Annotated in this window: 25 protein-coding genes; 10 read left to right on the forward strand and 15 right to left on the reverse strand. The window is 49.6% G+C overall.

What is annotated here, in order from left to right; all coding sequences use genetic code 11:
• Window positions 1-8: 8 nt before the first annotated feature.
• From leuB to QUE64_RS05100, 11 genes are all read right to left on the reverse strand, one after another.
• Window positions 9-1,079 carry a 3-isopropylmalate dehydrogenase gene (leuB, locus tag QUE64_RS05050; protein ID WP_286224824.1) on the reverse strand — a complete coding sequence of 357 codons (1,071 nt, stop codon included), beginning with the start codon at window positions 1,077-1,079 and terminating at the stop codon, window positions 9-11.
• A 53-nt stretch (window positions 1,080-1,132) separates the two neighbouring features.
• Entirely contained in the window at window positions 1,133-1,780 is a 648-nt protein-coding gene (gene leuD / locus QUE64_RS05055) for a 3-isopropylmalate dehydratase small subunit (RefSeq protein WP_286222999.1), read from the reverse strand.
• 2 nt (window positions 1,781-1,782) lie between these two features.
• Window positions 1,783-1,995 (reverse strand): hypothetical protein, encoded by a 213-nt coding sequence (locus QUE64_RS05060; RefSeq protein WP_286223000.1) that lies wholly within the window; start codon window positions 1,993-1,995, stop codon window positions 1,783-1,785.
• A 19-nt stretch (window positions 1,996-2,014) separates the two neighbouring features.
• On the reverse strand, window positions 2,015-3,424 hold the full coding sequence (gene leuC / locus QUE64_RS05065; protein ID WP_286226174.1) for a 3-isopropylmalate dehydratase large subunit: 1,410 nt from the start codon (window positions 3,422-3,424) through the stop codon (window positions 2,015-2,017).
• Between the two features lie 31 nt (window positions 3,425-3,455).
• Window positions 3,456-4,769, reverse strand: coding sequence for a citrate synthase (gene gltA, locus QUE64_RS05070; RefSeq protein WP_286223001.1), 1,314 nt, complete (start codon window positions 4,767-4,769; stop codon window positions 3,456-3,458).
• A 30-nt stretch (window positions 4,770-4,799) separates the two neighbouring features.
• On the reverse strand, window positions 4,800-5,057 hold the full coding sequence (locus QUE64_RS05075) for a succinate dehydrogenase assembly factor 2 (RefSeq protein WP_286223002.1): 258 nt from the start codon (window positions 5,055-5,057) through the stop codon (window positions 4,800-4,802).
• On the reverse strand, window positions 5,054-5,758 hold the full coding sequence (locus QUE64_RS05080; protein ID WP_286224825.1) for a succinate dehydrogenase iron-sulfur subunit: 705 nt from the start codon (window positions 5,756-5,758) through the stop codon (window positions 5,054-5,056). Before QUE64_RS05080 ends, QUE64_RS05075 begins: the two co-directional genes overlap by 4 nt.
• Window positions 5,759-5,774: 16 nt before the next feature.
• Window positions 5,775-7,550, reverse strand: coding sequence for a succinate dehydrogenase flavoprotein subunit (gene sdhA / locus QUE64_RS05085; protein WP_286224826.1), 1,776 nt, complete (start codon window positions 7,548-7,550; stop codon window positions 5,775-5,777).
• A 3-nt stretch (window positions 7,551-7,553) separates the two neighbouring features.
• The gene (gene sdhD / locus QUE64_RS05090) at window positions 7,554-7,919 is read right to left on the reverse strand and encodes a succinate dehydrogenase, hydrophobic membrane anchor protein (RefSeq protein ID WP_286223005.1); all 366 of its coding nucleotides are present in this window, start codon (window positions 7,917-7,919) and stop codon (window positions 7,554-7,556) included.
• A 10-nt stretch (window positions 7,920-7,929) separates the two neighbouring features.
• Window positions 7,930-8,355 carry a succinate dehydrogenase, cytochrome b556 subunit gene (sdhC, locus tag QUE64_RS05095; protein ID WP_286224827.1) on the reverse strand — a complete coding sequence of 142 codons (426 nt, stop codon included), beginning with the start codon at window positions 8,353-8,355 and terminating at the stop codon, window positions 7,930-7,932.
• Between the two features lie 169 nt (window positions 8,356-8,524).
• Window positions 8,525-9,259 (reverse strand): GntR family transcriptional regulator, encoded by a 735-nt coding sequence (locus QUE64_RS05100; RefSeq protein ID WP_286224828.1) that lies wholly within the window; start codon window positions 9,257-9,259, stop codon window positions 8,525-8,527.
• 108 nt (window positions 9,260-9,367) lie between these two features.
• Between QUE64_RS05100 and QUE64_RS05105 the strand changes: the two genes are divergently transcribed.
• Both QUE64_RS05105 and QUE64_RS05110 read left to right on the forward strand, forming a co-directional pair.
• Window positions 9,368-10,357 (forward strand): malate dehydrogenase, encoded by a 990-nt coding sequence (locus tag QUE64_RS05105; protein ID WP_286224829.1) that lies wholly within the window; start codon window positions 9,368-9,370, stop codon window positions 10,355-10,357.
• Window positions 10,358-10,394: 37 nt separating this feature from the next.
• Entirely contained in the window at window positions 10,395-10,775 is a 381-nt protein-coding gene (locus QUE64_RS05110; RefSeq protein ID WP_286223009.1) for a hypothetical protein, read from the forward strand.
• A gap of 15 nt (window positions 10,776-10,790) precedes the next feature.
• On the opposite strand, the gene QUE64_RS05115 is transcribed toward QUE64_RS05110, so the two are convergent.
• From QUE64_RS05115 to QUE64_RS05125, 3 genes are read right to left on the reverse strand one after another with little or no spacing between them, the layout of a single operon-like run.
• Entirely contained in the window at window positions 10,791-12,002 is a 1,212-nt protein-coding gene (locus QUE64_RS05115; protein ID WP_286224830.1) for a DUF2863 family protein, read from the reverse strand.
• 40 nt (window positions 12,003-12,042) lie between these two features.
• Entirely contained in the window at window positions 12,043-12,822 is a 780-nt protein-coding gene (gene yaaA, locus QUE64_RS05120; RefSeq protein WP_286224831.1) for a peroxide stress protein YaaA, read from the reverse strand.
• Window positions 12,823-12,873: 51 nt separating this feature from the next.
• Window positions 12,874-14,136: a SulP family inorganic anion transporter gene (locus QUE64_RS05125; protein WP_286224832.1), complete on the reverse strand. Its 1,263-nt coding sequence runs from the start codon at window positions 14,134-14,136 to the stop codon at window positions 12,874-12,876.
• A gap of 60 nt (window positions 14,137-14,196) precedes the next feature.
• Here QUE64_RS05125 and QUE64_RS05130 point away from each other — a divergent pair, with 60 nt between their 5' ends.
• From QUE64_RS05130 to QUE64_RS05145, 4 genes are read left to right on the forward strand one after another with little or no spacing between them, the layout of a single operon-like run.
• Window positions 14,197-15,435, forward strand: a complete 1,239-nt coding sequence (locus QUE64_RS05130; RefSeq protein ID WP_286224833.1) for a methionine aminotransferase — start codon at window positions 14,197-14,199, stop codon at window positions 15,433-15,435.
• Window positions 15,436-15,470: 35 nt separating this feature from the next.
• The gene (locus QUE64_RS05135; RefSeq protein WP_286226175.1) at window positions 15,471-16,187 is read left to right on the forward strand and encodes a glutathione binding-like protein; all 717 of its coding nucleotides are present in this window, start codon (window positions 15,471-15,473) and stop codon (window positions 16,185-16,187) included.
• Window positions 16,184-17,041: a 3-hydroxybutyryl-CoA dehydrogenase gene (locus QUE64_RS05140; protein WP_286224834.1), complete on the forward strand. Its 858-nt coding sequence runs from the start codon at window positions 16,184-16,186 to the stop codon at window positions 17,039-17,041. Before QUE64_RS05135 ends, QUE64_RS05140 begins: the two co-directional genes overlap by 4 nt.
• A complete protein-coding gene (locus QUE64_RS05145) occupies window positions 17,022-17,510 on the forward strand; it encodes a DUF3429 domain-containing protein (RefSeq protein ID WP_286224835.1) in 489 nt (162 codons plus the stop codon). The genes QUE64_RS05140 and QUE64_RS05145 overlap by 20 nt, the downstream gene beginning before the upstream one ends.
• 16 nt (window positions 17,511-17,526) lie before the next feature.
• Here QUE64_RS05145 and QUE64_RS05150 read toward each other — a convergent pair whose 3' ends face one another.
• A complete protein-coding gene (locus QUE64_RS05150; protein ID WP_286223015.1) occupies window positions 17,527-18,069 on the reverse strand; it encodes a TIGR00645 family protein in 543 nt (180 codons plus the stop codon).
• A 76-nt stretch (window positions 18,070-18,145) separates the two neighbouring features.
• Here QUE64_RS05150 and QUE64_RS05155 point away from each other — a divergent pair, with 76 nt between their 5' ends.
• Genes QUE64_RS05155 through QUE64_RS05170 form a run of 4 tightly spaced genes read left to right on the forward strand, consistent with a single transcriptional unit; the run spans window position 18,146 to window position 21,877 of the window.
• A complete protein-coding gene (locus QUE64_RS05155; RefSeq protein ID WP_286224836.1) occupies window positions 18,146-19,453 on the forward strand; it encodes a replication-associated recombination protein A in 1,308 nt (435 codons plus the stop codon).
• 57 nt (window positions 19,454-19,510) lie between these two features.
• Window positions 19,511-19,957, forward strand: a complete 447-nt coding sequence (locus QUE64_RS05160; protein WP_286223017.1) for a LexA family protein — start codon at window positions 19,511-19,513, stop codon at window positions 19,955-19,957.
• A 6-nt stretch (window positions 19,958-19,963) separates the two neighbouring features.
• Complete coding sequence (locus QUE64_RS05165) at window positions 19,964-21,259, forward strand: Y-family DNA polymerase (protein ID WP_286224837.1); 1,296 nt, start codon at window positions 19,964-19,966, stop codon at window positions 21,257-21,259.
• 39 nt (window positions 21,260-21,298) lie between these two features.
• Window positions 21,299-21,877, forward strand: a complete 579-nt coding sequence (locus QUE64_RS05170) for a peptidylprolyl isomerase (protein WP_286224838.1) — start codon at window positions 21,299-21,301, stop codon at window positions 21,875-21,877.
• Window positions 21,878-21,879: the final 2 nt, after the last annotated feature.

Here is a 21,879-nt window from a genome sequence, read left to right on the forward strand (position 1 = left end):
AGAATTTATTAACTAAGAGCTGCAACCACGGCATCACCCATCTCTGAGGTAGATACACGTTTCATTCCAGCGGTATCTATATCAGCCGTACGATAACCTTGAGCCAGAACGGTTTGTACAGCCTTCTCAATCCGCTCTGCTTCATTTGCTAAGTTAAGAGAAAAGCGCAACATCATTGCTGCTGACAAAATGGTCGCCAAGGGATTGGCAATATTCTTTCCAGCAATGTCAGGGGCTGAACCATGGCTGGGCTCATACAAACCTTTATTGTTCTTATCAAGCGATGCCGAGGGCAACATCCCAATCGAACCCGTGAGCATGGCAGCCTCATCAGAGAGAATGTCTCCAAACAAGTTACCGGTCACGATCACGTCGAAGGATTTGGGGGCTCGCACTAATTGCATGGCAGCGTTATCCACATACATGTGACTTAACTCTACATCGCTGTATTCCTTCGCAATGCGGGTCATGACCTCGCGCCATAATTGCGAGGTCTCCAACACATTCGATTTATCCACACTACACACTTTGCGATTGCGCTTGCGTGCCGCTGCAAATGCTACATGTGCAATACGCTCAATCTCGGGTTCGCTATAGCGCATGGTGTCAAAACCTTCGCGCGCCCCAGTAAAGAGGCCATCAGGAGCATTACGAATACCCTTGGGGGAACCAAAATAGATATCGCCGTTGAGTTCGCGCACGATCAAGATATCGAGGCCACCCACAATTTCAGGTTTTAGGCTCGAGGCGGCAGTTAACTCCTTGTAGCAAATCGCTGGACGGAAGTTTGCAAAGAGGCTCAAATGCTTACGCAAACCCAAGATCGCTTGCTCGGGTCTTAACTCGCGCGCTAGAGTATCGTATTTCCAGTCGCCCACCGCTCCAAATAAGATGGCATCGGCTGCTTTGGCTAAATCGAGAGTGGCTGGGGGTAAGGGATGACCCGCCACGTCATAGGCGGCCCCGCCAACTGGAGCAGTTTCCATCTCGAGAGGCAACTTGAGCGCTTCTAGAACTTTTACGGCTTGCGCAACAATTTCCGGACCAATGCCATCGCCCGGGAGAACAGCAATTTTCATGATGAACCTTTATGTAATGGCGCTAGCCCATTGAGCGCCAGGAATGCGTCAGTCTACGGGAGCTGGGTCGCAAGCCATGGCATGCGCAATATGCGTTCTGCCTCAAAAGCTTTTATTTTATCGGCATGCCGTAAGGTCAGACCAATATCGTCTAGACCGTTGAGCAAACAATACTTCCGAAATGGGGTGACCTCAAAGCGATAGCGACGCCCATCTGGGGCAATCACTTCTTGGCTCTCAAGGTCAATGGTGAGCTGATAGCCTGAGAACGCCTTGGTCTCATTAAATAGATGATCGACCTCTTGCTCCGATAAAACGACGGGTAAGAGGCCATTCTTAAAGCAGTTATTAAAGAAGATATCGGCAAAACTTGGGGCAATAATGGCCCGGAATCCGTATTGCGCTAAGGCCCATGGCGCATGCTCACGGGAGCTTCCGCAACCAAAGTTCTTACGAGCCAGCAAAATACCAGCCCCTTGGTAGCGCGGTTGATTTAGGACAAAGTCAGGATTTAGGGGGCGCTTCGAACAGTCTTGACCAGGCTCACCCTGATCCAAATAGCGCCACTCATCAAAGAGGTTCTGACCAAAACCGGTCTTCTTAATTGACTTCAGAAACTGCTTAGGAATAATCGCGTCGGTATCGACGTTCTCGCGATCCAATGGGGCAACTAGCCCCTGGTAAACCGTAAATGCATCCATGATTATTTGACCGGTGTGACTGTAACGTCTTTGTTATTGGTACTTGTGCTTGGAGTACTTGCTGGATTAGGTGCGGTCTCAGCGGGCTTCGCCTGAGGATCCATTTTCTTGCCCATCTCCTGCAAATCCTTACCAACGCCTGTCCAAGTGTTGGAGCAGGCCACTAGCGTGATCACTGATAGAAACATTAATCCAGAGCGCATCAAAGAGTTCATATTCGTATTCTAGAAAAGATCAGGCAATCTTGCGCACATCCACAAAATGCCCCTCAATTGCTGCTGCGGCTGCCATGGCAGGACTCACCAAATGGGTTCGGCCACCCGCCCCCTGACGCCCCTCAAAATTACGGTTGGAGGTTGAGGCACAGCGCTCCTCAGGTTCCAGACGATCAGCATTCATTGCCAGACACATCGAGCAACCAGGCTCGCGCCACTCAAAGCCCGCGGCCTTAAAGACGCGATCAAGACCTTCGCGCTCTGCTTGTGCTTTCACCAAGCCAGAGCCGGGAACGACCAAGGCTTGCTTGACATTGACCGCTACCTTCTTACCTAAACGCTCAACTACTTTTGCGGCAGCCCGCAAGTCCTCAATACGGCTATTAGTGCATGAGCCAATGAATACTTTATCGACATAGATCGTATCAAGCGGCAAATTGGGTTCAAGCCCCATGTATTGCAGGGCACGCTCCATCGCTTGACGCTTGACAGGGTCACGCTCGCGCTCCGGGTCGGGCACGCGACTACCAATCGGCAGAACCATTTCTGGGGAGGTGCCCCAACTAACTTGGGGGGCGATCTCTTCAGCCCGCAACTCAACCACGCGATCAAAATGGGCGCCAGGATCTGAATGCAAGGTGCGCCAATATTGCAAGGCTTGGCGCAAAGTCTCGCCCTTGGGAGCGTAGGGTCGACCTTGAATGTACTCAATGGTAGTTTCATCGACCGCCACTAGGCCAGCACGCGCACCGGCTTCAATAGCCATATTGCAAATGGTCATGCGCCCTTCCATCGATAGCTGACGAATGGCTTCACCTGCAAACTCAATGGTGTAACCGGTACCACCGGCGGTACCAATCTTGCCAATCACAGCCAAGATAATGTCTTTTGCAGTGCTTCCTGGTTGCAGGCGACCCTCAACCCGCACCAACATGTTTTTGCTCTTTTTCATGAGCAAGGTTTGGGTTGCAAGCACATGCTCAACCTCGGAGGTACCAATCCCAAAGGCCAATGCTCCAAATGCACCATGCGTGCTCGTATGCGAATCCCCGCACACTACGGTCATCCCAGGCAAGGTAGCGCCCTGCTCAGGGCCAATCACGTGTACGATGCCTTGCCGTTGGTCATTCATCTTGTATTGGGTAATACCAAAGCGATCGCAATTTTGATCTAAGGTATCCACTTGCAACTTCGATACCGGATCGGCAATCCCTTCGGAACGATCCGTAGTTGGGACATTGTGATCCGAGACCGCGAGGTTGGCTGACACACGCCAGACTGGGCGTACAGCGAGACTTAGGCCCTCAAAAGCTTGCGGGCTCGTCACCTCATGAAGTAACTGTCGATCGATATAGATGGTTGCTGTACCATCTTCCTCCGAATGAACGACGTGTTCATCCCACAACTTGTCATAAAGCGTACGCATAATTCCCTTTAAAGCAAAAGAAGCAATATAACGCTTATTTTCGCCCAGAAATGGGAGGTACGGCTCGTGGGGTTGCGCCGATGAACAACTGACGTGGACGACCAATCTTGTATTCAGGATCGGTAATCATTTCTTCCCACTGGGCAATCCAACCCACGGTTCGGGCAAGCGCGAAGATGCAGGTGAACATCTCGGTTGGGATGCCGAGTGCTCGTTGAACGATGCCGGAGTAGAAATCCACGTTGGGATAAAGCTTGCGACCCACAAAGTAATCGTCCTCAAGCGCAATCTTCTCAAGGGTCATCGCGAGCTTAAAGAGCGGATCGTTCTCCAATCCAAGCTCTTTGAGAACCTCATGACAGGTCTCACGCATGAGCTTAGCGCGCGGATCAAAGTTCTTGTAGACGCGATGGCCAAAGCCCATCAAGCGAACATTGGAGTTTTTATCTTTCACTTGGGCAATAAACTCACCAATTTTCTCGACACCACCACTTGCTTGAATATCATTCAACATTTCAAGGCAAGCTTCATTAGCACCGCCGTGGGCTGGGCCCCAAAGGCATGCAATACCGGCAGAGATGGCAGCAAACGGATTAGTCCCTGAGGATCCAGCCAAGCGAACGGTAGAGGTCGATGCATTTTGCTCATGATCGGCGTGCAAGATGAAGATGCGATCGAGCGCACGAACTAAGACCGGATTGACTTTATAAGGCTCGCATGGCGTTGCAAACATCATGCGCATGAAATTTGCCGTGTACGACAGGCTGTTATCTGGGTACATGAACGGCTGGCCAATCGAATACTTGTACGACATAGCCACTAGGGTCGGCATCTTGGCAATCAAGCGAATTTGAGCAATCTCCCGCGCCTTGGCGTCACCATAATCAATCTCATCATGGTAGAAGGCCGCCATGGCACCAACCAAGCCGGTTAATACGGCCATCGGATGCGCATCGCGCCGGAATCCCCGCAAGAAGAACTGCATTTGCTCGTGCACCATGGTGTGATGCATCACCATGTCCTGAAACTCACGATTTTGCTTCTGATTCGGTAACTCACCATTAATTAAGAGTTGGCAAACTTCTAGGAAGTCACAATTCTTGGCTAGATCTTCAATGGGATAACCGCGATAGAGTAATTCGCCTTTATCCCCATCAATGAAGGTGATCTTTGAACTACATGAGGCGGTCGATAAAAAACCAGGGTCGTAAGTGAACTTTCCAGTTTGACCGTAGAGCTTACGAATATCAATCACATCGGGACCTTGGGTACCCTTATAGATTGGCAGCTCGATATCGGGCGTACCGTCTGAGAAAGAAAGTTTGGCTTTGATGTTCGATTCAATCATGGTTTATTCCCAATCAGTCAATGCAATTTATTATCGTTGACGCAACATACCCAATACCGCTCGAGCAGGCTCAGAATCCATCGCTGGATTTAACTCTTTGCGAGCCAACAACAAATCCAGCAAATCATTGTCATCCAATTCCAAGAGCGTGGATAACGCCCTGCCCTGCTCATCATTTAGTTCATGAGCGTATCGATGAAAGAAACGCTCCAGAATTAAATCGTTTTCCAACAATCCGCGTCGCGCTGCACTGCGAAGCTGATAAATCTTCTTAGCGTCAAGGCTCATACTGCCCGACGCACCATCAATTCTTTAATCTTGCCAATCGCTTTAGTTGGGTTGAGATGCTTTGGACAAACATCAACGCAGTTCATGATGGTATGGCAACGGAACAAGCGATACGGATCTTCCAAATTATCTAAGCGCTCAGCGGTTGCTTGATCACGGCTATCGGCAATAAATCGATAGGCTTGAAGCAGGCCTGCCGGACCAACAAACTTATCGGGATTCCACCAAAACGATGGGCATGAGGTTGAGCACGACGCACACAGAATACACTCATACAAACCATCGAGCTCCTCACGCTCTGCTGGACTTTGCAAACGCTCTTTCTCGGGTGGCGGCATGTCGTTAATCAAGTAAGGCTTGATCGAGAGGTATTGCTTAAAGAACAAAGTCATGTCGACGATCAGATCGCGAACCACCGGTAGTCCTGGTAATGGACGCAAAGTAATCTTCTGCGGTAAGGAGCGCATATTGGTCAGACATGCAAGGCCATTCTTACCATTGATGTTCATCGCATCGGAGCCACACACGCCCTCACGACAGGAACGACGATAGGAAATACTTTCATCTTGTTTCTTCAGCGAGATCAGGGCATCTAAGAGCATGCGCTCACCCTTGAGCTCTAACTCATAGCGTTGCATCCGAGGAGCTTTATCAACGTCTGGATCGTAGCGATAAATTTCAAAGATACGGGTATCACTCATAGTCTTTATCCAAGTATTAGAACGTACGCTCTTTGGGTGGAACTGATTCCACCGTCAGGGGTTTAAGTTGCACCGGCTTGTAATCCAATTGATTACCTTCGTACCACAGGGTATGTTTCATCCAGTTGGCATCATCCCGCTTCGGATGGTCATCATGGGCATGCGCACCACGACTCTCTTTGCGAGCAGCTGCCGAGATCATCGTGGAGTTTGCCGTCTGAATTAAGTTATCAATTTCTAGCGCCTCAATCCGTGCAGTATTGAAGATCTTTGATTTATCTTTCACCCACAAGTGTTTGGCACGCTCAGTGAGCTCTGCCATCTTGCGCACACCCTCATCAAGCAACTCTTGATTACGGAATACGCCGGCGTAGGTTTGCATGGTCTTACGAATATCGTTCGCAAGATCTTGCGCATATTCACCCGAACTGCTGTTATCAAGCTTAGCAATGCGCTCAAGCGTGAACTCACCTGCGTCTGCAGGCAATGGTTTGTGCTCACGCGCTTTCAGATTGGCCTGCACGACGTGATTACCTGCGGCGCGACCAAAGACCAGTAGATCTAAGAGCGAGTTGGTTCCTAGACGATTTGCACCGTGCACTGATACACACGAGCACTCGCCAATTGCGTAGAGACCGTTCACAATCGTGTTGGGATTGCCATTCTTGGGAACCACCACTTGACCATGAATATTCGTGGGAATACCGCCCATCTGATAATGAATCGTTGGAACCACAGGAATGGGTTCTTTAGTCACATCCACGTTCGCAAAGTTCATACCAATTTCGTAGACCGATGGTAAGCGCTTCATGATGGTCTCTGCACCAATGTGCGTGAGATCCAACACCACGTAATCACCATCTGGACCACAACCGCGGCCTTCTTTGATCTCTTGATCCATCGAACGTGATACAAAATCACGTGGGGCCAAATCTTTCAGTGTGGGTGCATAGCGTTCCATAAAACGCTCACCATTTTTGTTACGCAGAATCCCGCCTTCACCACGACAGCCCTCGGTCAGCAAAACACCTGCGCCTGCCACACCGGTTGGATGGAACTGCCAGAACTCCATATCCTCTAGAGGCAAGCCGGCACGCGCCGCCATGCCCATACCGTCACCGGTATTGATGTATGCGTTGGTTGAGGCGGCCCAAATGCGGCCTGCTCCACCTGTAGCCATCAAGGTAATCTTGGCTTCGAGGATATAAACCTCGCCCGTTTCCATTTCTAGTGCGGTAACACCAACTACATCACCCTCTGCGTCCCGAATTAAATCAAGCGCAAGCCACTCAACAAAGAAATGGGTCTTTGCTCTGACGTTGCGTTGATACAAGGTATGCAACATGGCATGTCCGGTGCGGTCAGCTGCTGCACAAGCGCGTTGCACAGGCTTCTCGCCATAGTTTGCGGTGTGGCCACCAAAGGGGCGTTGGTAAATCGTGCCATCGGCATTGCGATCAAACGGCATACCGAAATGCTCAAGCTCATAGACTACCTTGGGTGCCTCGCGGCACATGAACTCAATCGCGTCTTGGTCACCCAACCAATCAGAACCCTTCACCGTATCGTAGAAGTGATAGTGCCAGTTATCCTCGCTCATATTGCCAAGCGATGCGCCAATGCCACCCTGCGCAGCAACGGTATGTGAGCGGGTTGGGAATACTTTTGATAAGACTGCAACGCTAAGTCCTGCTTCTGAGAGCTGCAAGGCTGCACGCATCCCAGAGCCGCCGGCCCCCACGATCACAGCATCAAAACGCCTGCGGGGAAGTGATTTTTTAATGGCTGTCATTTCTTAGACTTTCCATAGGATCTGAATGGCATACGCAGCACAGCCGACGAGCCATAAAACGGTAATAACTTGTAAACCCAAGCGAATGCCAACGGGCTTGACGTAATCCATCCAAATATCACGCACACCAATCCAGGCGTGATAGAAAAGGCTTAACAATGCGAGAAGGGTCAGCACCTTCATCAAAGGGTTGGCAAACAATCCTGCCCAACCGTCATAGCTGGGATTGCCATTCAGAAGATAAACAATCAATAGAACAATGGTGAATGCGACCATCACGATCGCGGTGACGCGCTGAATAATCCATTCTTTAAGCCCATAATGGGCGCCAACCACCAGACGCTTAGGACCAATATTATTTTTTGACATAGCGCGTGACCTAGAAGAGACCAAATAAACGCAGACCCAAAATCACTGTCAACGTGAGACTAATCACCATCACCGATACTGCTGAACGATTTGCAGCAGCCTTGTCCACACCGATCTCGAGATCAAGAAATAAATAACGAATTCCGGCGCAGAAATGGTGCAAGTAGCCCCAAATTAAGCCCAGGCAAATTAATTTGACGAGCGGGTTACCCAGCAAGTTCGAGAAGTAAGCAAAGCTGACCTCAGACGCTAGGCTTTTATCAAACAAAAAGAGAATAAAGGGAAGAAACAGAAATAAGGCGGCGCCAGAAATACGGTGGAGGATAGAAACTTTACCGGGCCAAGGAAGTCGATATTGGGCAAGTTGCGCAATCCCGATGTTCCGGAATACTGGCCGCTGCTGGGCTGGATTTGAGTCCTGGTGTGAGTCACTCATAGCTGGTTGTAATCCTGAGTAATGAAGGGCCAAATTGTTAAATTGTTGTATTGCAACATATTCTATTAGAAACGTCAGACTTAGTGGACACTTTTTTACATTAACCGGTCTAAATTATTGATTTTAATTAGTTTTATTAATTTATCTTTAGGTGTTTATCCATAATGGGTTAGCTTAATTCGTTCACATAGTGCAACTTCGTGGTCTCGTAATACGCCATACGGACCTCAACCGGCTTATTGCCGTATGTGAAGCTGCGGCGCTCAACCGATAAAAGCGCAGCACCAGGGTCAAGATTGAGATGTTTGGCTAACTCGGCACTCGCATTCACAGCCTTGATTTGCTCCTCGGCCCAGACCATATGAGTATTGAATTCGCTCTCATAAAAGCCGTATAAGGGTCCATGCCAAGTACTCAAGCGCTCAAGGCTGATTCCCTCAAAACGCTTTGGCAAAAGGTAAATGGTCTCAAATACCGTTGGTTGCCCACCAAAGCGCTGAATTCGTTTGACTTCGATCACTGAGTCGCTTGGCCTGAGCTCCAAAAGCGAAGCGATATGTGCGTCGGCCTGGCGTGACGCGCAGCTCAGAAAACTACTCTTCAGAATCAGCTCTTTGCCATCATCTGGAACGAGACGCAAGAACCGAAATTGCACGGCATCTTCGCGATGGCTAGCCACAAAGGTGCCCTTCCCTTGATGTCGCACCACCACATTCTCAGCTGCAAGCGCGTCGATAGCTTTGCGCACAGTTCCTTGACTGACCTTATAGCGCTCGGCCAGGTCCATTTCACTGGGGATCGGATGCCCGGGTTGCCATTCACCAGCTTGCAAGCTCTGCAATAAGAGACCTTTGATCTGTTGATACAGAGGACTAAAACTGGCGGATTGTTCTACGGATCGCATCGTGACTAATCTTAATTCTTTTATCTTATAAAAGACTTGGCTCTAGTGTAAATGTAAACTAGTGGTTTGTAAGCAAGTTCATCATTAACCCTTTATCCGGAGTTTGTAATGGCAAAAGCCCCTATGCGTGTCGCTGTCACTGGTGCAGCAGGTCAAATTGGTTATTCCCTACTGTTTCGTATTGCCAATGGCGATATGTTGGGTAAAGATCAGCCCGTCATTTTGCAGTTACTCGAAATCCCGGATGAGAAGGCACAAAAGGCCCTCAAAGGGGTCATGATGGAACTGGAAGACTGCGCATTCCCTCTATTAGCCGGAATGAGTGCGCATAGCGATCCAATGACCGCCTTCAAAGACATTGATGTAGCCCTTCTCGTTGGCGCTCGTCCACGCGGTCCCGGTATGGAGCGTAAAGATTTACTCTCCGCCAATGCACAAATTTTTACGGCTCAAGGCAAAGCTCTCGATCAAGTTGCCAAGCGTACCGTCAAGGTATTGGTGGTTGGTAACCCCGCCAATACCAATGCCTACATTGCGATGAAGTCTGCACCTAGCCTACCGGCTAAGAACTTCACTGCCATGTTGCGCCTTGATCACAACCGCGCCCTCTCCCAATTGGCAAGCAAGACCAACAAGGCAGTAGCTGATATTGAGAAGCTCATTGTGTGGGGCAATCACAGCCCAACCATGTACCCCGACTATCGCTTTGCAACGGTCAATGGTCAGTCGGTTAAAGATCTAATTAATGATCCTGCTTGGAACAAAGATGTCTTTATTCCAACGGTGGGTAAGCGCGGTGCTGCCATCATTGAAGCGCGTGGCTTATCGTCAGCCGCCTCTGCAGCGAATGCGGCGATTGATCATGTGCGCGATTGGGTCTTGGGTACCAACGGTAAATGGGTCACCATGGGCATTCCCTCCGCCGGTGATTACGAGATCCCTGCTGAGATCATTTATGGCTTCCCCGTAATTTGCGCCAACGGTGAATACACCCTCGTTAAGGGCTTAGAAATTGATGCGTTCTCCCGCGAGCGCATGACCGTAACCTTAAATGAGTTGCTTGAAGAACAAGCGGGCGTCAAGCATCTTTTGGGTTAAGATTGATTTATTGAAGAAGTTCACTCTTGGAGATAGCATGCGTAAATTACCAAGCTCATTACTTGCAGCACTGCTCGTGAGTATGGCGCTTGGTGTTGCGCATGAAGTTCGTGCGCAAGAAAGTGCATTGACTGTGCCGCATGTCTGGACCTGCAGTAACAATGAACGCTTCATTACAAGCGGTCCAGTTGAGAAGCTGGAAGTTCAATGGCGCTCTAAGTCCTATGCTATGCAGAAAGAGCAGTCCTTGCCAGGTAGCATGCGATTTAAGAACTACGACAGTGGTCTTGATTTAGTGGTGATTGGTCCTAAAGCGATGCTGTTTAATATCAAATCGGGCATTCGGTTGGCAGACGAGTGCAAGACCGTGGCGATGAAAGAGGGTCGAGAGGCCCACCTTCTCGCCTTCGAGAAGTAATTGATTCAATACCTATCAATGAAATAAGGGTTGCTGCGAAGGACTATCTTCGGGCATCTCGGCGTGAACCACCTCACCCTGCCGATCGGGAAATAGCGGCACCCCACAATCATCACATAACTCGGGTGTAAATAAGACGGCGTGTCGAAATACGTCTTCCACACCAGCGTCATGCAAAGCATCGCAGATCCGTTTTATCGGACTTTCCTCGTCCGAGACATCATTGAGTGCATCACTTGCCACACTCTCACGATCGTATAGGGGCCAAATCACGCCATAGATAATCTCTGAAGAACCCTTGAGACTAAACGAGATGCGGTACTCATCGGCTTGCTCTTCACCAAAGGCTCCAACCACACATGACAAGCCAGCAGGTAGCACGCCCAGGGTAGATTCAAGGAAATTGACTGCCGCACGAATACTCAAGGGTCGCACATGCTTATCCGCCAAGCGGCAGTTCGTGAAATACGCCTCCGGCAAGAGGAGTTCAAACTCACAACCGGGCAAGAGCTGACATAAGGGATCGTACATGGCGCTTTGCCATTCTGCTAAAGCCACGCCGCGCTCTTGGCGTTGTGGACCATCCATTTGCCACCGAAAGATCGGTTGCTGATGTGGCGCAATAATGACCGCCAGAATGAAGCGCGGATCGGCCAGAACAGCAATGGTCTCTGACATATCACGCAGCTCGAGTTTCATTTCGCCACCGGATACGGCGGCATTCGCTAGGGTTTCAAGTAAGGTACGAGTTTGGGTATGCGAATGGGGCATCTGATCAATGCTATAGAGCCAGGGCACGATGGCAAATTGCGTGCCCTCGGCAGCTACGGCTCGTTGTAATGCGCCCGCCGATGCTTCAATTAAGGAAACGGGCAAGGGTCCTGAAGGAATTTGATAACGAGTATGAGCCACAATGGGCATGGCAATCAATAATGCATCCCAATGCGTACCCTCATGCTCAAAACTCATGGACTCGGCCAAGGTCTCGGCGGTATCGGCTAACACCTCAAAGGCAACCGTATTGATCCGAAAGGTTTGATCAAGCGCCGCGTCAATCACTGATTGATGATGATTCTTCAAAAGCTTAAGAAGACGGGTTCGTAACCGCTCTTCCCAAAACCGATCTTCAACCTGACTACCCGATGCCGCCAACGAGATGGAATCGGCTACTAAGCGCTCGGTCTCGGGCGAGGTCCGTTGAGATGTTTTGGAACGATGAACCGCCATAATGAATGATCACTCCTGCTAAATGAATTTACTTCAGAATTTACTTCGCTTGTTCCGCACGACGAAATACGGGTTTATCCGGCTTCGATTCGGCAGCACTGTAGCGATAGCCTTCGGATTTAAAGTGCTTGAGCTCTGCAGGATCGGTAATGCGATTCTCCACCACAAAGCGCGCCATGAGTCCTCGTGCTCGCTTGGCGTAAAAAGAGATGATTTTGTACTTGCCATCCTTCTCATCCTGAAAAACCGGTGAGATCACTGGACACCCCAAAGCATCGGCTTGCAATACTTTGAAATATTCTTCCGATGCTAAGTTCAGTAAGAATAGTTTTTTCTGTTGAGACAGTGTTTTCTCAAGAGCTTTAGTAATGCGATCACCCCAAAAGGCATACAAATCTTTACCACGGGCATTTTTCAAAGCAGTACCCATTTCCAGGCGATAGGGTTGCATTAAGTCCAAGGGCCGCAAGACTCCATACAGACCAGACAAAATCCGCACATGCTCTTGTGCAAAGTCTAGCGCCTTCGCATCCAAGGATTTTGCGTCAAAGCCCTCGTACACATCCCCATTAAAAGCGAGGAGCGCTGGCCGACTGTTCTCGGTCGTGAATGTTTTGGACCAATCGCGATAACGTCCCACATTCAGTGCTGCTAATGGGTCTGAGATTCCCATTAGTTTTCCAACTTGCTGGGGAGAAAGTTTTTTGAGATCCGCTATCAGCTTGGCGGACTCCCCCACAAAATCAGGCAGGGTGTGTTTTTTAACTTTCAGCGGTGATTCGTAATCGAGAGATTTGGCGGGCGATAAAACAATTAACATAAATGATGGCTCGTTTAATAGTGCTTAGTACCCTATTCTAGTCACCTTCAATTATTTTGCAGACGCGCTAATCCGCTTGGCAATCGCGGCGCTGCAAATACCAGCCAGAACGGCCCATTCCAAAGAGATGGTTACGGTACCAACGCCAGTAATGACCATCGGAATCCATTCTTGTGCCCCCGAGCGAAATTCATGGCGAATCTGCCTAAGATCAATCAGGTTCCAAGCCACCGCCAAGAGTAAGGCAGCAATTACGGCATACGGTAGATGCTCTGCCAAAGGCGAAACAAAGATCAAGATCACTAATAAGAAGACCGCGGCACAAATCGCGGCCAGCGGCGTTTGCGCATTAGCTGCTAGGTTTACGCCAGAGCGATTAAAGGAGCCGCTCGAAGGATAGGCAGAGAAGAAGGATCCGCCCACATTCGCAAGTCCCTGACCAATGAACTCTTGGTTTGCATCAAACGAGTCATTGCGTTTCAGGGCTAGAGCACGTGCAATTGCCATTGCCTCGGTCGATGCCAACAGAGTCATTACTAAGACGGGCCCAAATAGGAGTTGCAGATGCTCTAACGTGAGGGCTGGATACGAGAGTGGTGGCAATGCCCCAGGAATCGCGCTCACCTTGCGGATCCCAGAAAATTCGGTGAAGTACTGTTCCAGAACCAGCAGGGCAACACTACCCGTAATCACCGCAATCAGCATCGCGGGGATCCAACGATTGAGCGGTTTCCACAAACGCATGGTCACCAAAGTAATCAGTACTAGAGCCAATACCTGTGGTCGCCACTGGCCTTGATGAATCGCAATGATGGTTTGCACGATAGTGTCAACGACACTCGTGCCACGCGCGATCTCAATACCCAATAAGGTTCCGACCTGACTATTGATAATGAGTACAGCAGCGCCAGCGGTAAATCCCACGATCACCGAATGCGGTACTTTCTCAACCCACTTTCCTGCCCCACCCAAACCCAATGCAATCTGAATTACACCAATTAGAAAACTAAGCGTGAGTACCAGCACTACGTAATGCTCGCTCTCTGGAATCGCGAGCGGCGCAATCAATGCCATGGTGGTTAGCGAAATTGCATTGGCCGGTCCGGTCACCATTAAGCGGCTTGATCCAAAGAGTGCGGCAATGATGCATGGGACCATCGCAGCATACAACCCATAGTGCGGGGGCATGCCTGCTAATAGAGCAAATGCAATCCCTTGAGGCAACACCACGATGGCACCCGTTAATCCAGCAAGAAGATCTGCGCGCACTACTCCCGGCTTCTGATATTCGGGTAACCAACGGGTAAAGGGCAAAGAGAACCGCAATTTATGAATGATCCTAAGTACTTAGAGTTAGCGTGGCACAATTTAGTTATGCCATCACCGCTTCTCCAAACTCCACATTCTAGCGATAGTCTTGCGCCCGAGGGCTGGTTTACCTCCAAACTACCGCAAGTTGGCACCACGATTTTCACCACCATGTCGGCTTTGGCCGCTGAGCACCAAGCCATCAACTTAGGGCAAGGATTTCCGGACTTTCCTTGTGATCCGGCCCTACTCGATGCCGTCAATCACGCCATGCGATTTGGTCATAACCAATATGCCCCCATGCCGGGCATTCTTGAACTGCGTGAGGCACTTACGCAGAAGATTGCAAGCTTGTATGGCCATCACTACGATCCGTACTCTGAAATTACGGTGACCGCTGGGGCAACCCAAGCAATCTTTACTGCAATTGCCGCTTGCGTTGGTCTCAATGATGAAGTGATTGTGATTGAACCCGCCTTTGATAGTTACTTACCAGCCATTCAATTGGCTGGCGGCAAAGCGGTTCCTGTGGCGATGGAGATTGTGCGCGATCACAATGGACTCGTCGATGCCTATGCCTTGCCATGGGAAGCACTAGCGAATGCCATTACTTCAAAGACCCGTTTAATTATTACCAATACGCCACATAATCCTACGGCCAGCATTTGGGAAGCCGCCGATTTGGAACGCTTATATAGCTTGGTCAAAGATACCTCGATCTTGATCCTTAGCGATGAGGTCTATGAACACATGGTGTTTGATGGCAAACCTCACGAGAGTATCGCGCGCCATGCGGCACTCGCAGAGCGCAGCTTCTTGGTTTCTAGTTTTGGCAAGACCTTTCATGTCACGGGCTGGAAACTGGCCTTCATTGCTGCCCCCGCTGCACTCATGCATGAATATCGCAAGGTACACCAATTTAATGTGTTCTCAGTGAATACACCCATGCAATACGCCATTGCTCAATATATGAAAAACCCCGAACCTTATCTTGCACTTCCTGCGTTTTATCAAGCCAAGCGCGATTATTTCCGGGCGGGGCTTGCCAGCACCACACTGAAGTTATTACCGTGTGCAGGTAGTTATTTTCAATGCGTTGATTACACCGCTCTGCCACGCAAAGAGGCCAGTCTTCCAGAGGCAGAGTTCTGTCGTTGGTTAACCACGGAGTTGGGCGTTGCAGCCATTCCAAACTCGGCCTTCTATGCCAATCAAACGGAATCGGGTGTCATCCGTTTTTGTTTTGCCAAACAAGAATCAACACTGAAGACCGCGCTGCTTCGTTTACAAGCCTTAGTACCCTAATCAATACCGACAAGAGAACCATGATGAAAAAATCTATGATCGATGTATATAGCTGGGCCACTCCCAATGGCCATAAGATCCATATCATGATGGAAGAATGCGGCTATCGCCTAGATCGCGATTGGCGTGCCATTCCGATTGATATTGGTAAGGGGGATCAATTTAAGCCCGCCTTTCTGAAAATCAGTCCCAACAATAAGATCCCAGCGATCGTAGACCCCAAGGGACCTGATGGCAAACCGATTCATCTATTTGAATCTGGCGCCATCTTGCTCTATCTCGCTAATAAAACGGGGCGCTTCCTACCGAAATCGATTCGGGGTAAATACGAGACCATGGAATGGCTCATGTTTCAGATGGGTGGCTTAGGACCGATGCTGGGTCAGAATCATCATTTCCGCTTATACGCACCTCAAAAAATTGATTACGCGATTGAGCGCTATACCAATGAAGCAAAACGCTTATATGGTGTGTTGGATGAACGCCTAAAGAAACATCAGTTCATCGTTGGTAATGAATACACGATTGCTGATATTGCAATCTATCCATGGACACGACGTTGGGATAAACAAGGGATGGATCTCAAGGACTACCCAAACTTCAAACGCTGGTTTGAAATGATTAGTGCAAGACCAGCAGTGCAACGCGGTGTTGAAGTACTAACAAATCTGCGTAAGCCCGAGATGGATCCAAAGGAAAAGGAACAGTTGTTTGGTGCAACCCAATATCAACGCAGGAAGCAAACAAAATGACCATCACTTCGATTGGAATCATTGGCGCTGGCACGATGGGCAATGGGATTGCGCAAGTGGCTGCAAGTGCTGGATACGATGTTGTATTACTGGATGTTAGCGATGCAGCACTCGAGAAAGGCTTAGCAGCACTGAATAATAGCCTTGATCGCCTCATCAAAAAAGAGGTCATCAGTGCTGAGCAAAAGTCGCAAACCTTGGCGCGGATTAAAACTACTACGCAATACTCTGAGCTTGCACCAGTTTCTTTGGTGATTGAAGCAGCTACTGAAAATCAAACAATTAAAGAGTCGATCTTGCAGCAAGTAGATCGGGCGGTTAGTCAAGATACGATTATTGCGAGCAATACATCGTCCATTTCGATTACGCATCTGGGTGCACTCAACTCACGGCCCGAGCGCTTTATTGGGATTCATTTTTTCAATCCCCCACCCCTCATGGCTCTCATCGAGGTCATCATGGGCAAGCAAACTAGTCCTGAGACCCTGAAGGCAGTCCTGGCGATGGCCGCTCGTATGGGCAAAGAGCCTATCACTGTACAAAGCTCACCTGGCTTTGTCGTCAATCGCATCCTTTTACCAATGATTAATGAAGCCTTCTTTGTCTTACATGAAGGAATTGCTAGCCCCGAAGACATTGATACCGGCATGAAACTTGGTTGCAACCACCCCATTGGCCCCTTAGCATTGGCCGACCTGATTGGTCTTGATACCTGCCTTGCGATCATGGAGGTGTATCACCAAGAATTTAAGGACGATAAATATCGTCCATCACCCTTACTGATTGATTTGGTTGCCAAGGGTCATCTAGGACGCAAGACTGGACGCGGAGTGTATGTCTACGACAAAAAGTGAGTTGCCAACGATTGTGCGGATCCTCGGATACGCGGGGCTCATCCCATTTATTGGGCTGGCGTTCATGGTCCAGTTAGCGGATAGCCCCAACGACCTCATCGCTCTTGAGTCATTGGTTGCCTATGGTGCAGTGATTGTCTCGTTTTTGGGCGCCTTGCACTGGGGCGCTTGCTTTAAGACCATCGGCGAGTCAACCCAAAATCGCTGGCTTGATCATAGCGTTTGGATTTGGGGCATCATGCCAGCACTGATTGCGTGGTTGGCGATTCATATCTTTATTCCATTGGCACTACTCTTACTAGCAGCCACTTTGATCGTACAACGGGCGATTGATCAACGCACTTACGCGTACTATTTTGAGAACACTCAAATGGCCAATGCGTTCTTACGCATGCGCACTCACTTAACAGTGGTGGCTTCAGTGTGCTTGATCTGGGCGGGTCTAGCTAGCTTGATTCGTAATTACTAATCGAGTTTTTCTGATGCTAGTGCTTCTGGTGGGCAGCAGAAATAATTTTCTCGGTATACGCAATTGCTAATGCCGACAACACAAACGTCACATGAATTAGGGTCTGCCAGAGCAAGGTCTTCTCATCATAGGATGCGGCATTGATAAATGTCTTTAGCAAATGAATCGAAGAGATCCCAATAATCGCGGTAGCCAGCTTGACCTTTAATACCCCAGCATTGACATGCGAGAGCCACTCGGGCTGATCGGGGTGATCTTGCAAATCAAGACGTGAGACAAAGGTCTCCCAACCGCCCACGATCACCATGACCAAGAGATTGGAGATCATCACGACATCAATCAATCCCAAGACGATCAGCATCAGTGCGGTCTCGGTCATCTCATTGGCACCCATCATCGTAATGAGATGAATCAACTCTAACCAGAACTGCCAAACGTAGACGCCTTGGGCAATGATGAGGCCAATATAAAGTGGGGCCTGCAACCAGCGGGACATAAAGATCCAGCGCGGCAAGGGGCGCAATTTTTTCTCGAACACAAATTCTTTGTTTTCACTCATGGCGAGGATTTTAACGAAGTTTGTGTCATGGCCATGACGCCAGGGGCTTCCTTAAAAGTGTGAGAATATCAAGGCCATGCCTAGCCTATTTGACTCCAAACCGATTGCGCCATTAGCTGAGGCCTTGCGCCCCAAGACCATCGATGAAGTGATTGGTCAAGCGCACTTATTGGGGCCCGGTAAACCATTACGCTTAGCCTTTGAAAGTGGTCAACCGCATTCGATGATTTTGTGGGGGCCGCCTGGAGTCGGTAAAACTACGATTGCTCGATTATCCGCGCAAGCCTTTCATCACTCCTTCATCGCGATCTCCGCTGTCTTAGCAGGTGTTAAAGAAATCCGAGAAGCGATTGAACAGGCGCACCATGACATGGCTCAGTTTGGTCGACAAACAATTTTATTTGTTGATGAGATCCATCGGTTTAATAAGAGTCAGCAAGATGCATTGCTACCGCATATGGAATCGGGTCTCTTCACCGTGATTGGCGCAACTACCGAAAATCCTTCCTTTGAGGTCAACGCCGCCCTTCTCTCGCGCGCTCAGGTCTATGTTCTCAAATCGCTCACTGGGGATGAGTTAAGACAACTCTTGGTGCGTGCCTGCGATCATGCTTTGCCAAGCGTTACGCTTAGTGACGATGCGAGAACAACCATCGCGGCCTATGCCGATGGAGATGCACGGCGCTTAATGAACTTGGTCGAGCAATTGCAACAAACCGTCCGCACTCAAGGTATTACTTCTGTGGATCGGACTCTGATTGAGAACACCCTCAATCTCAATGTACGACGCTTTGATAAAGGTGGTGATCAGTTTTATGACCAGATCTCAGCCTTGCATAAATCGGTGCGCGGCTCACACCCCGATGCTGCGCTCTATTGGTTATGCCGCATGCTCGATGGCGGTGCTGATCCGCGTTACCTCGCACGTCGGATTATTCGGATGGCCTGGGAAGACATTGGTCTAGCCGATCCACGGGCGATGCAACTTGCCAATGATGCTGCGCAGACTTATGAGCGTCTGGGATCGCCCGAGGGCGAGCTAGCCTTAGGACAAGCCGTGGTTTATCTAGCGGTGGCGCCCAAGAGTAATGCGAGCTATCGCGCATTTAATGCGGCTCGCGCTTTTGTTGCCACCGATCGCAGTCGTGAAGTGCCGGTGCATTTGCGTAATGCCCCAACCCAACTCATGAAAGACCTCGGGCATGGTCATGCCTATCGCTATGCGCATGATGAACCCCATGCCTACGCTGCAGGAGAATCGTATTTACCCGAAGGGATGGCAGAGCCGCGCTGGTATGAGCCGGTTGAGCGTGGCCTTGAAAATAAGATTGCAGAACGCATGGCCTTCTTGCGCAGTTTGGATGAGCAGGCCAATAAAACGTAAGGTATGGCCCGTTTCTGAACTAACAAAATTACTATATACTGTATAAATATACAGTATATGAAATCCCCTGATTTAAACCCTCTGCTGTCTTCGTGCTTCGCCCCCATCCGGCGTGGATCTTGCTATCGACCCCTGATTGCTGGGCGCGCACCTGCCGGGTTTCCATCACCCGCCGCTGATCATTACGACAAGCGCCTTGATCTCAACGAGCACTTGGTCTTGCATCCGGAGGCTACCTTCTTCTTGCGAGTGAAAGGCAACTCAATGATTGGGGCGGGGATTCATGATGGGGACTTATTGGTGGTGGATCGCTCGCTTGAACCCAGTCACGGTCGCGTCGTGATTGCCGCGCTCGATGGAGAGCTCACCGTCAAACGCTTACATCAACAACGCGGCAAGATTTTGCTCTGTGCTGATAACCCCGATTACCCTGCGATTGAGATTCGTCAGGGGCAAGAGTTACAAATTTGGGGGGTGGTCGCGCACGTGATCCATAAGGTGTAGTTATCCATGCGCCCTGTCTTTGCTCTGGTGGATGGCAATAATTTTTATGTCTCGTGTGAGCGGGTCTTTAACCCTCGTCTCGAAGGCAAACCCGTTGTGGTGTTATCCAATAATGATGGCTGCATCGTTGCCCGCAGCCAAGAAGCACGCGCACTCGGCATTCGGATGGGAGCCCCCTTCTTTGAAGCCAAACATCTGATTCGCTCACACGGCCTCATTTGGCTCAGCTCCAACTACACCCTCTATGGCGATATGAGCGCTCGCCTGATGGCTTTGTTAGGGGAGTTTGCACCTCACCAAGAAATCTACTCCATCGATGAATGCTTTTTAGATCTAACTGGTATCCCAAATGACTTGGTAGCCCATGCCCACCAAATACGTAAGCGCATTAAGCAGTACCTAGGACTACCAACCTGCGTTGGGATTGGGCAGAGCAAGACCTTAGCTAAATTAGCAAACCACATTGCCAAGAAACGCTTGCGCTATCAAGGCGTATTTAGTTGGTCGCATTGCAATCGCCTGGAGGCCGATGCCTTAATGGCCGATATTGAGATTGGTGAAGTATGGGGGGTGGGTCGACGCCTAAAGATCAAACTCGAGCAATGCGGTATACGGAGCGTATGCGACCTGAAATATGCCCCAACTAGTTTGATTCGTAAACGCTTTGGTGTAGTGCTTGAGCGCACCGTGCATGAGCTCAATGGGATTAGTTGCCTTGATTTAGAGGATACCGAAGACCATCAGGCAGTGCGTAAGCACCAAATTATCTCGAGCAAAAGTTTTGGTAAGCCCGTGCATCAACTCGATGAGCTACGCCAAGCAGTAGTGAGTTATGTCACGCGCGCCGCCGAGAAATTGCGCCAACAAGGTTCGTGGTGCTCCCATCTTCTGGTTTATCTGCGCACGAATCCATTTGCACCCCATGATCCTCAATACGCCAAGAGCATGACCATCCCCCTATTGGTGGGTACGGATGACACACGCGTCTTGGCCAAATACGCTAGCGCAGGTATTGAGCGTATTTATCGTCCTGGCTTTGCATATAAGAAAGCAGGTGTGATGTTGTTAGGTCTGCACCCAGCGGGTCAGGATCTTGGCGATCTTTTTTACAATCTGCCACAACGTGAGCGCTCATCGCAACTCATGCAAGTGATGGATCGACTCAATCAAGAGTACGGCTCCAACACCCTGCGCCTAGCAGCCGCTGGTTTGCGTCCGCAGTGGACCATGCGCTCTTCGCAGCGCAGCCCCAACTACACCACGGCCTGGCATGAACTTGCGCAGGCATGCGCAAATCGCTAATACAATGAAGCATCCATAACCATTGCAATTAAAGGAAATATGATGCGCAAATTTTGGCTCTCGCTTGGTCTCGCGATTGGTATCGCTACCCTCTCTGGGTTCTCATACGCAGGACCCAAAGTAGAATTTAAGACTAATCTCGGTAACTTCGTTGTCGATCTTGACTCCGATAAAGCCCCCAAGACCGTCAATAACTTTTTGACCTATGTAAAGAGCGGTTTCTATAACGGCACCGTGTTCCATCGCGTAATTAATGGTTTTATGGTGCAAGGTGGTGGCTTTACCACCGAGCTGGTACAAAAACCAACGCAGCCACCCGTGGTCTCTGAAGCACAAAATGGTTTAAAGAACCAGATCTACACCATTGCCATGGCAAGAACCTCGGATCCCGATTCAGCAACTGCGCAGTTTTACATCAATGTCAAAGATAATCCAGGCTTGGATTTTCCGAATGCGATGGGAAGCGGTTATACCGTCTTCGGAAAAGTGATTTCAGGGACACAAACCATTGATAAGATTAAGCAAGTCCCAACCGGGGTTGCTTCAACCCCACGCGGTCGCATGGCCGATGTGCCCAATACGCCTGTCGTGATTGAGTCGGTTACCATCCTCAAATAAGC

The sequence above is a fragment of the Polynucleobacter sp. HIN7 genome (assembly GCF_030297595.1).
In the GTDB taxonomy this organism is placed as follows: domain Bacteria; phylum Pseudomonadota; class Gammaproteobacteria; order Burkholderiales; family Burkholderiaceae; genus Polynucleobacter.

Coding starts and splice junctions, on each gene's coding strand:
- QUE64_RS05100 (WP_286224828.1), bottom strand. CDS start 9,259: ATGCGATCCGTAGAACAATCCGCCAGTTTTAGTCCTCTGTATCAACAG.
- sdhA (WP_286224826.1), bottom strand. CDS start 7,550: ATGACAGCCATTAAAAAATCACTTCCCCGCAGGCGTTTTGATGCTGTG.
- sdhC (WP_286224827.1), bottom strand. CDS start 8,355: ATGAGTGACTCACACCAGGACTCAAATCCAGCCCAGCAGCGGCCAGTA.
- leuB (WP_286224824.1), bottom strand. CDS start 1,079: ATGAAAATTGCTGTTCTCCCGGGCGATGGCATTGGTCCGGAAATTGTT.
- QUE64_RS05080 (WP_286224825.1), bottom strand. CDS start 5,758: ATGAGTGATACCCGTATCTTTGAAATTTATCGCTACGATCCAGACGTT.
- QUE64_RS05145 (WP_286224835.1), top strand. CDS start 17,022: ATGTCTACGACAAAAAGTGAGTTGCCAACGATTGTGCGGATCCTCGGA.
- sdhD (WP_286223005.1), bottom strand. CDS start 7,919: ATGTCAAAAAATAATATTGGTCCTAAGCGTCTGGTGGTTGGCGCCCAT.
- QUE64_RS05130 (WP_286224833.1), top strand. CDS start 14,197: ATGCCATCACCGCTTCTCCAAACTCCACATTCTAGCGATAGTCTTGCG.
- QUE64_RS05140 (WP_286224834.1), top strand. CDS start 16,184: ATGACCATCACTTCGATTGGAATCATTGGCGCTGGCACGATGGGCAAT.
- yaaA (WP_286224831.1), bottom strand. CDS start 12,822: ATGTTAATTGTTTTATCGCCCGCCAAATCTCTCGATTACGAATCACCG.
- QUE64_RS05105 (WP_286224829.1), top strand. CDS start 9,368: ATGGCAAAAGCCCCTATGCGTGTCGCTGTCACTGGTGCAGCAGGTCAA.
- gltA (WP_286223001.1), bottom strand. CDS start 4,769: ATGATTGAATCGAACATCAAAGCCAAACTTTCTTTCTCAGACGGTACG.
- QUE64_RS05160 (WP_286223017.1), top strand. CDS start 19,511: ATGAAATCCCCTGATTTAAACCCTCTGCTGTCTTCGTGCTTCGCCCCC.
- QUE64_RS05150 (WP_286223015.1), bottom strand. CDS start 18,069: ATGAGTGAAAACAAAGAATTTGTGTTCGAGAAAAAATTGCGCCCCTTG.
- QUE64_RS05170 (WP_286224838.1), top strand. CDS start 21,299: ATGATGCGCAAATTTTGGCTCTCGCTTGGTCTCGCGATTGGTATCGCT.
- QUE64_RS05135 (WP_286226175.1), top strand. CDS start 15,471: ATGATCGATGTATATAGCTGGGCCACTCCCAATGGCCATAAGATCCAT.
- QUE64_RS05075 (WP_286223002.1), bottom strand. CDS start 5,057: ATGAGCCTTGACGCTAAGAAGATTTATCAGCTTCGCAGTGCAGCGCGA.
- QUE64_RS05060 (WP_286223000.1), bottom strand. CDS start 1,995: ATGAACTCTTTGATGCGCTCTGGATTAATGTTTCTATCAGTGATCACG.
- QUE64_RS05110 (WP_286223009.1), top strand. CDS start 10,395: ATGCGTAAATTACCAAGCTCATTACTTGCAGCACTGCTCGTGAGTATG.
- QUE64_RS05115 (WP_286224830.1), bottom strand. CDS start 12,002: ATGGCGGTTCATCGTTCCAAAACATCTCAACGGACCTCGCCCGAGACC.
- QUE64_RS05165 (WP_286224837.1), top strand. CDS start 19,964: ATGCGCCCTGTCTTTGCTCTGGTGGATGGCAATAATTTTTATGTCTCG.
- QUE64_RS05155 (WP_286224836.1), top strand. CDS start 18,146: ATGCCTAGCCTATTTGACTCCAAACCGATTGCGCCATTAGCTGAGGCC.
- leuD (WP_286222999.1), bottom strand. CDS start 1,780: ATGGATGCATTTACGGTTTACCAGGGGCTAGTTGCCCCATTGGATCGC.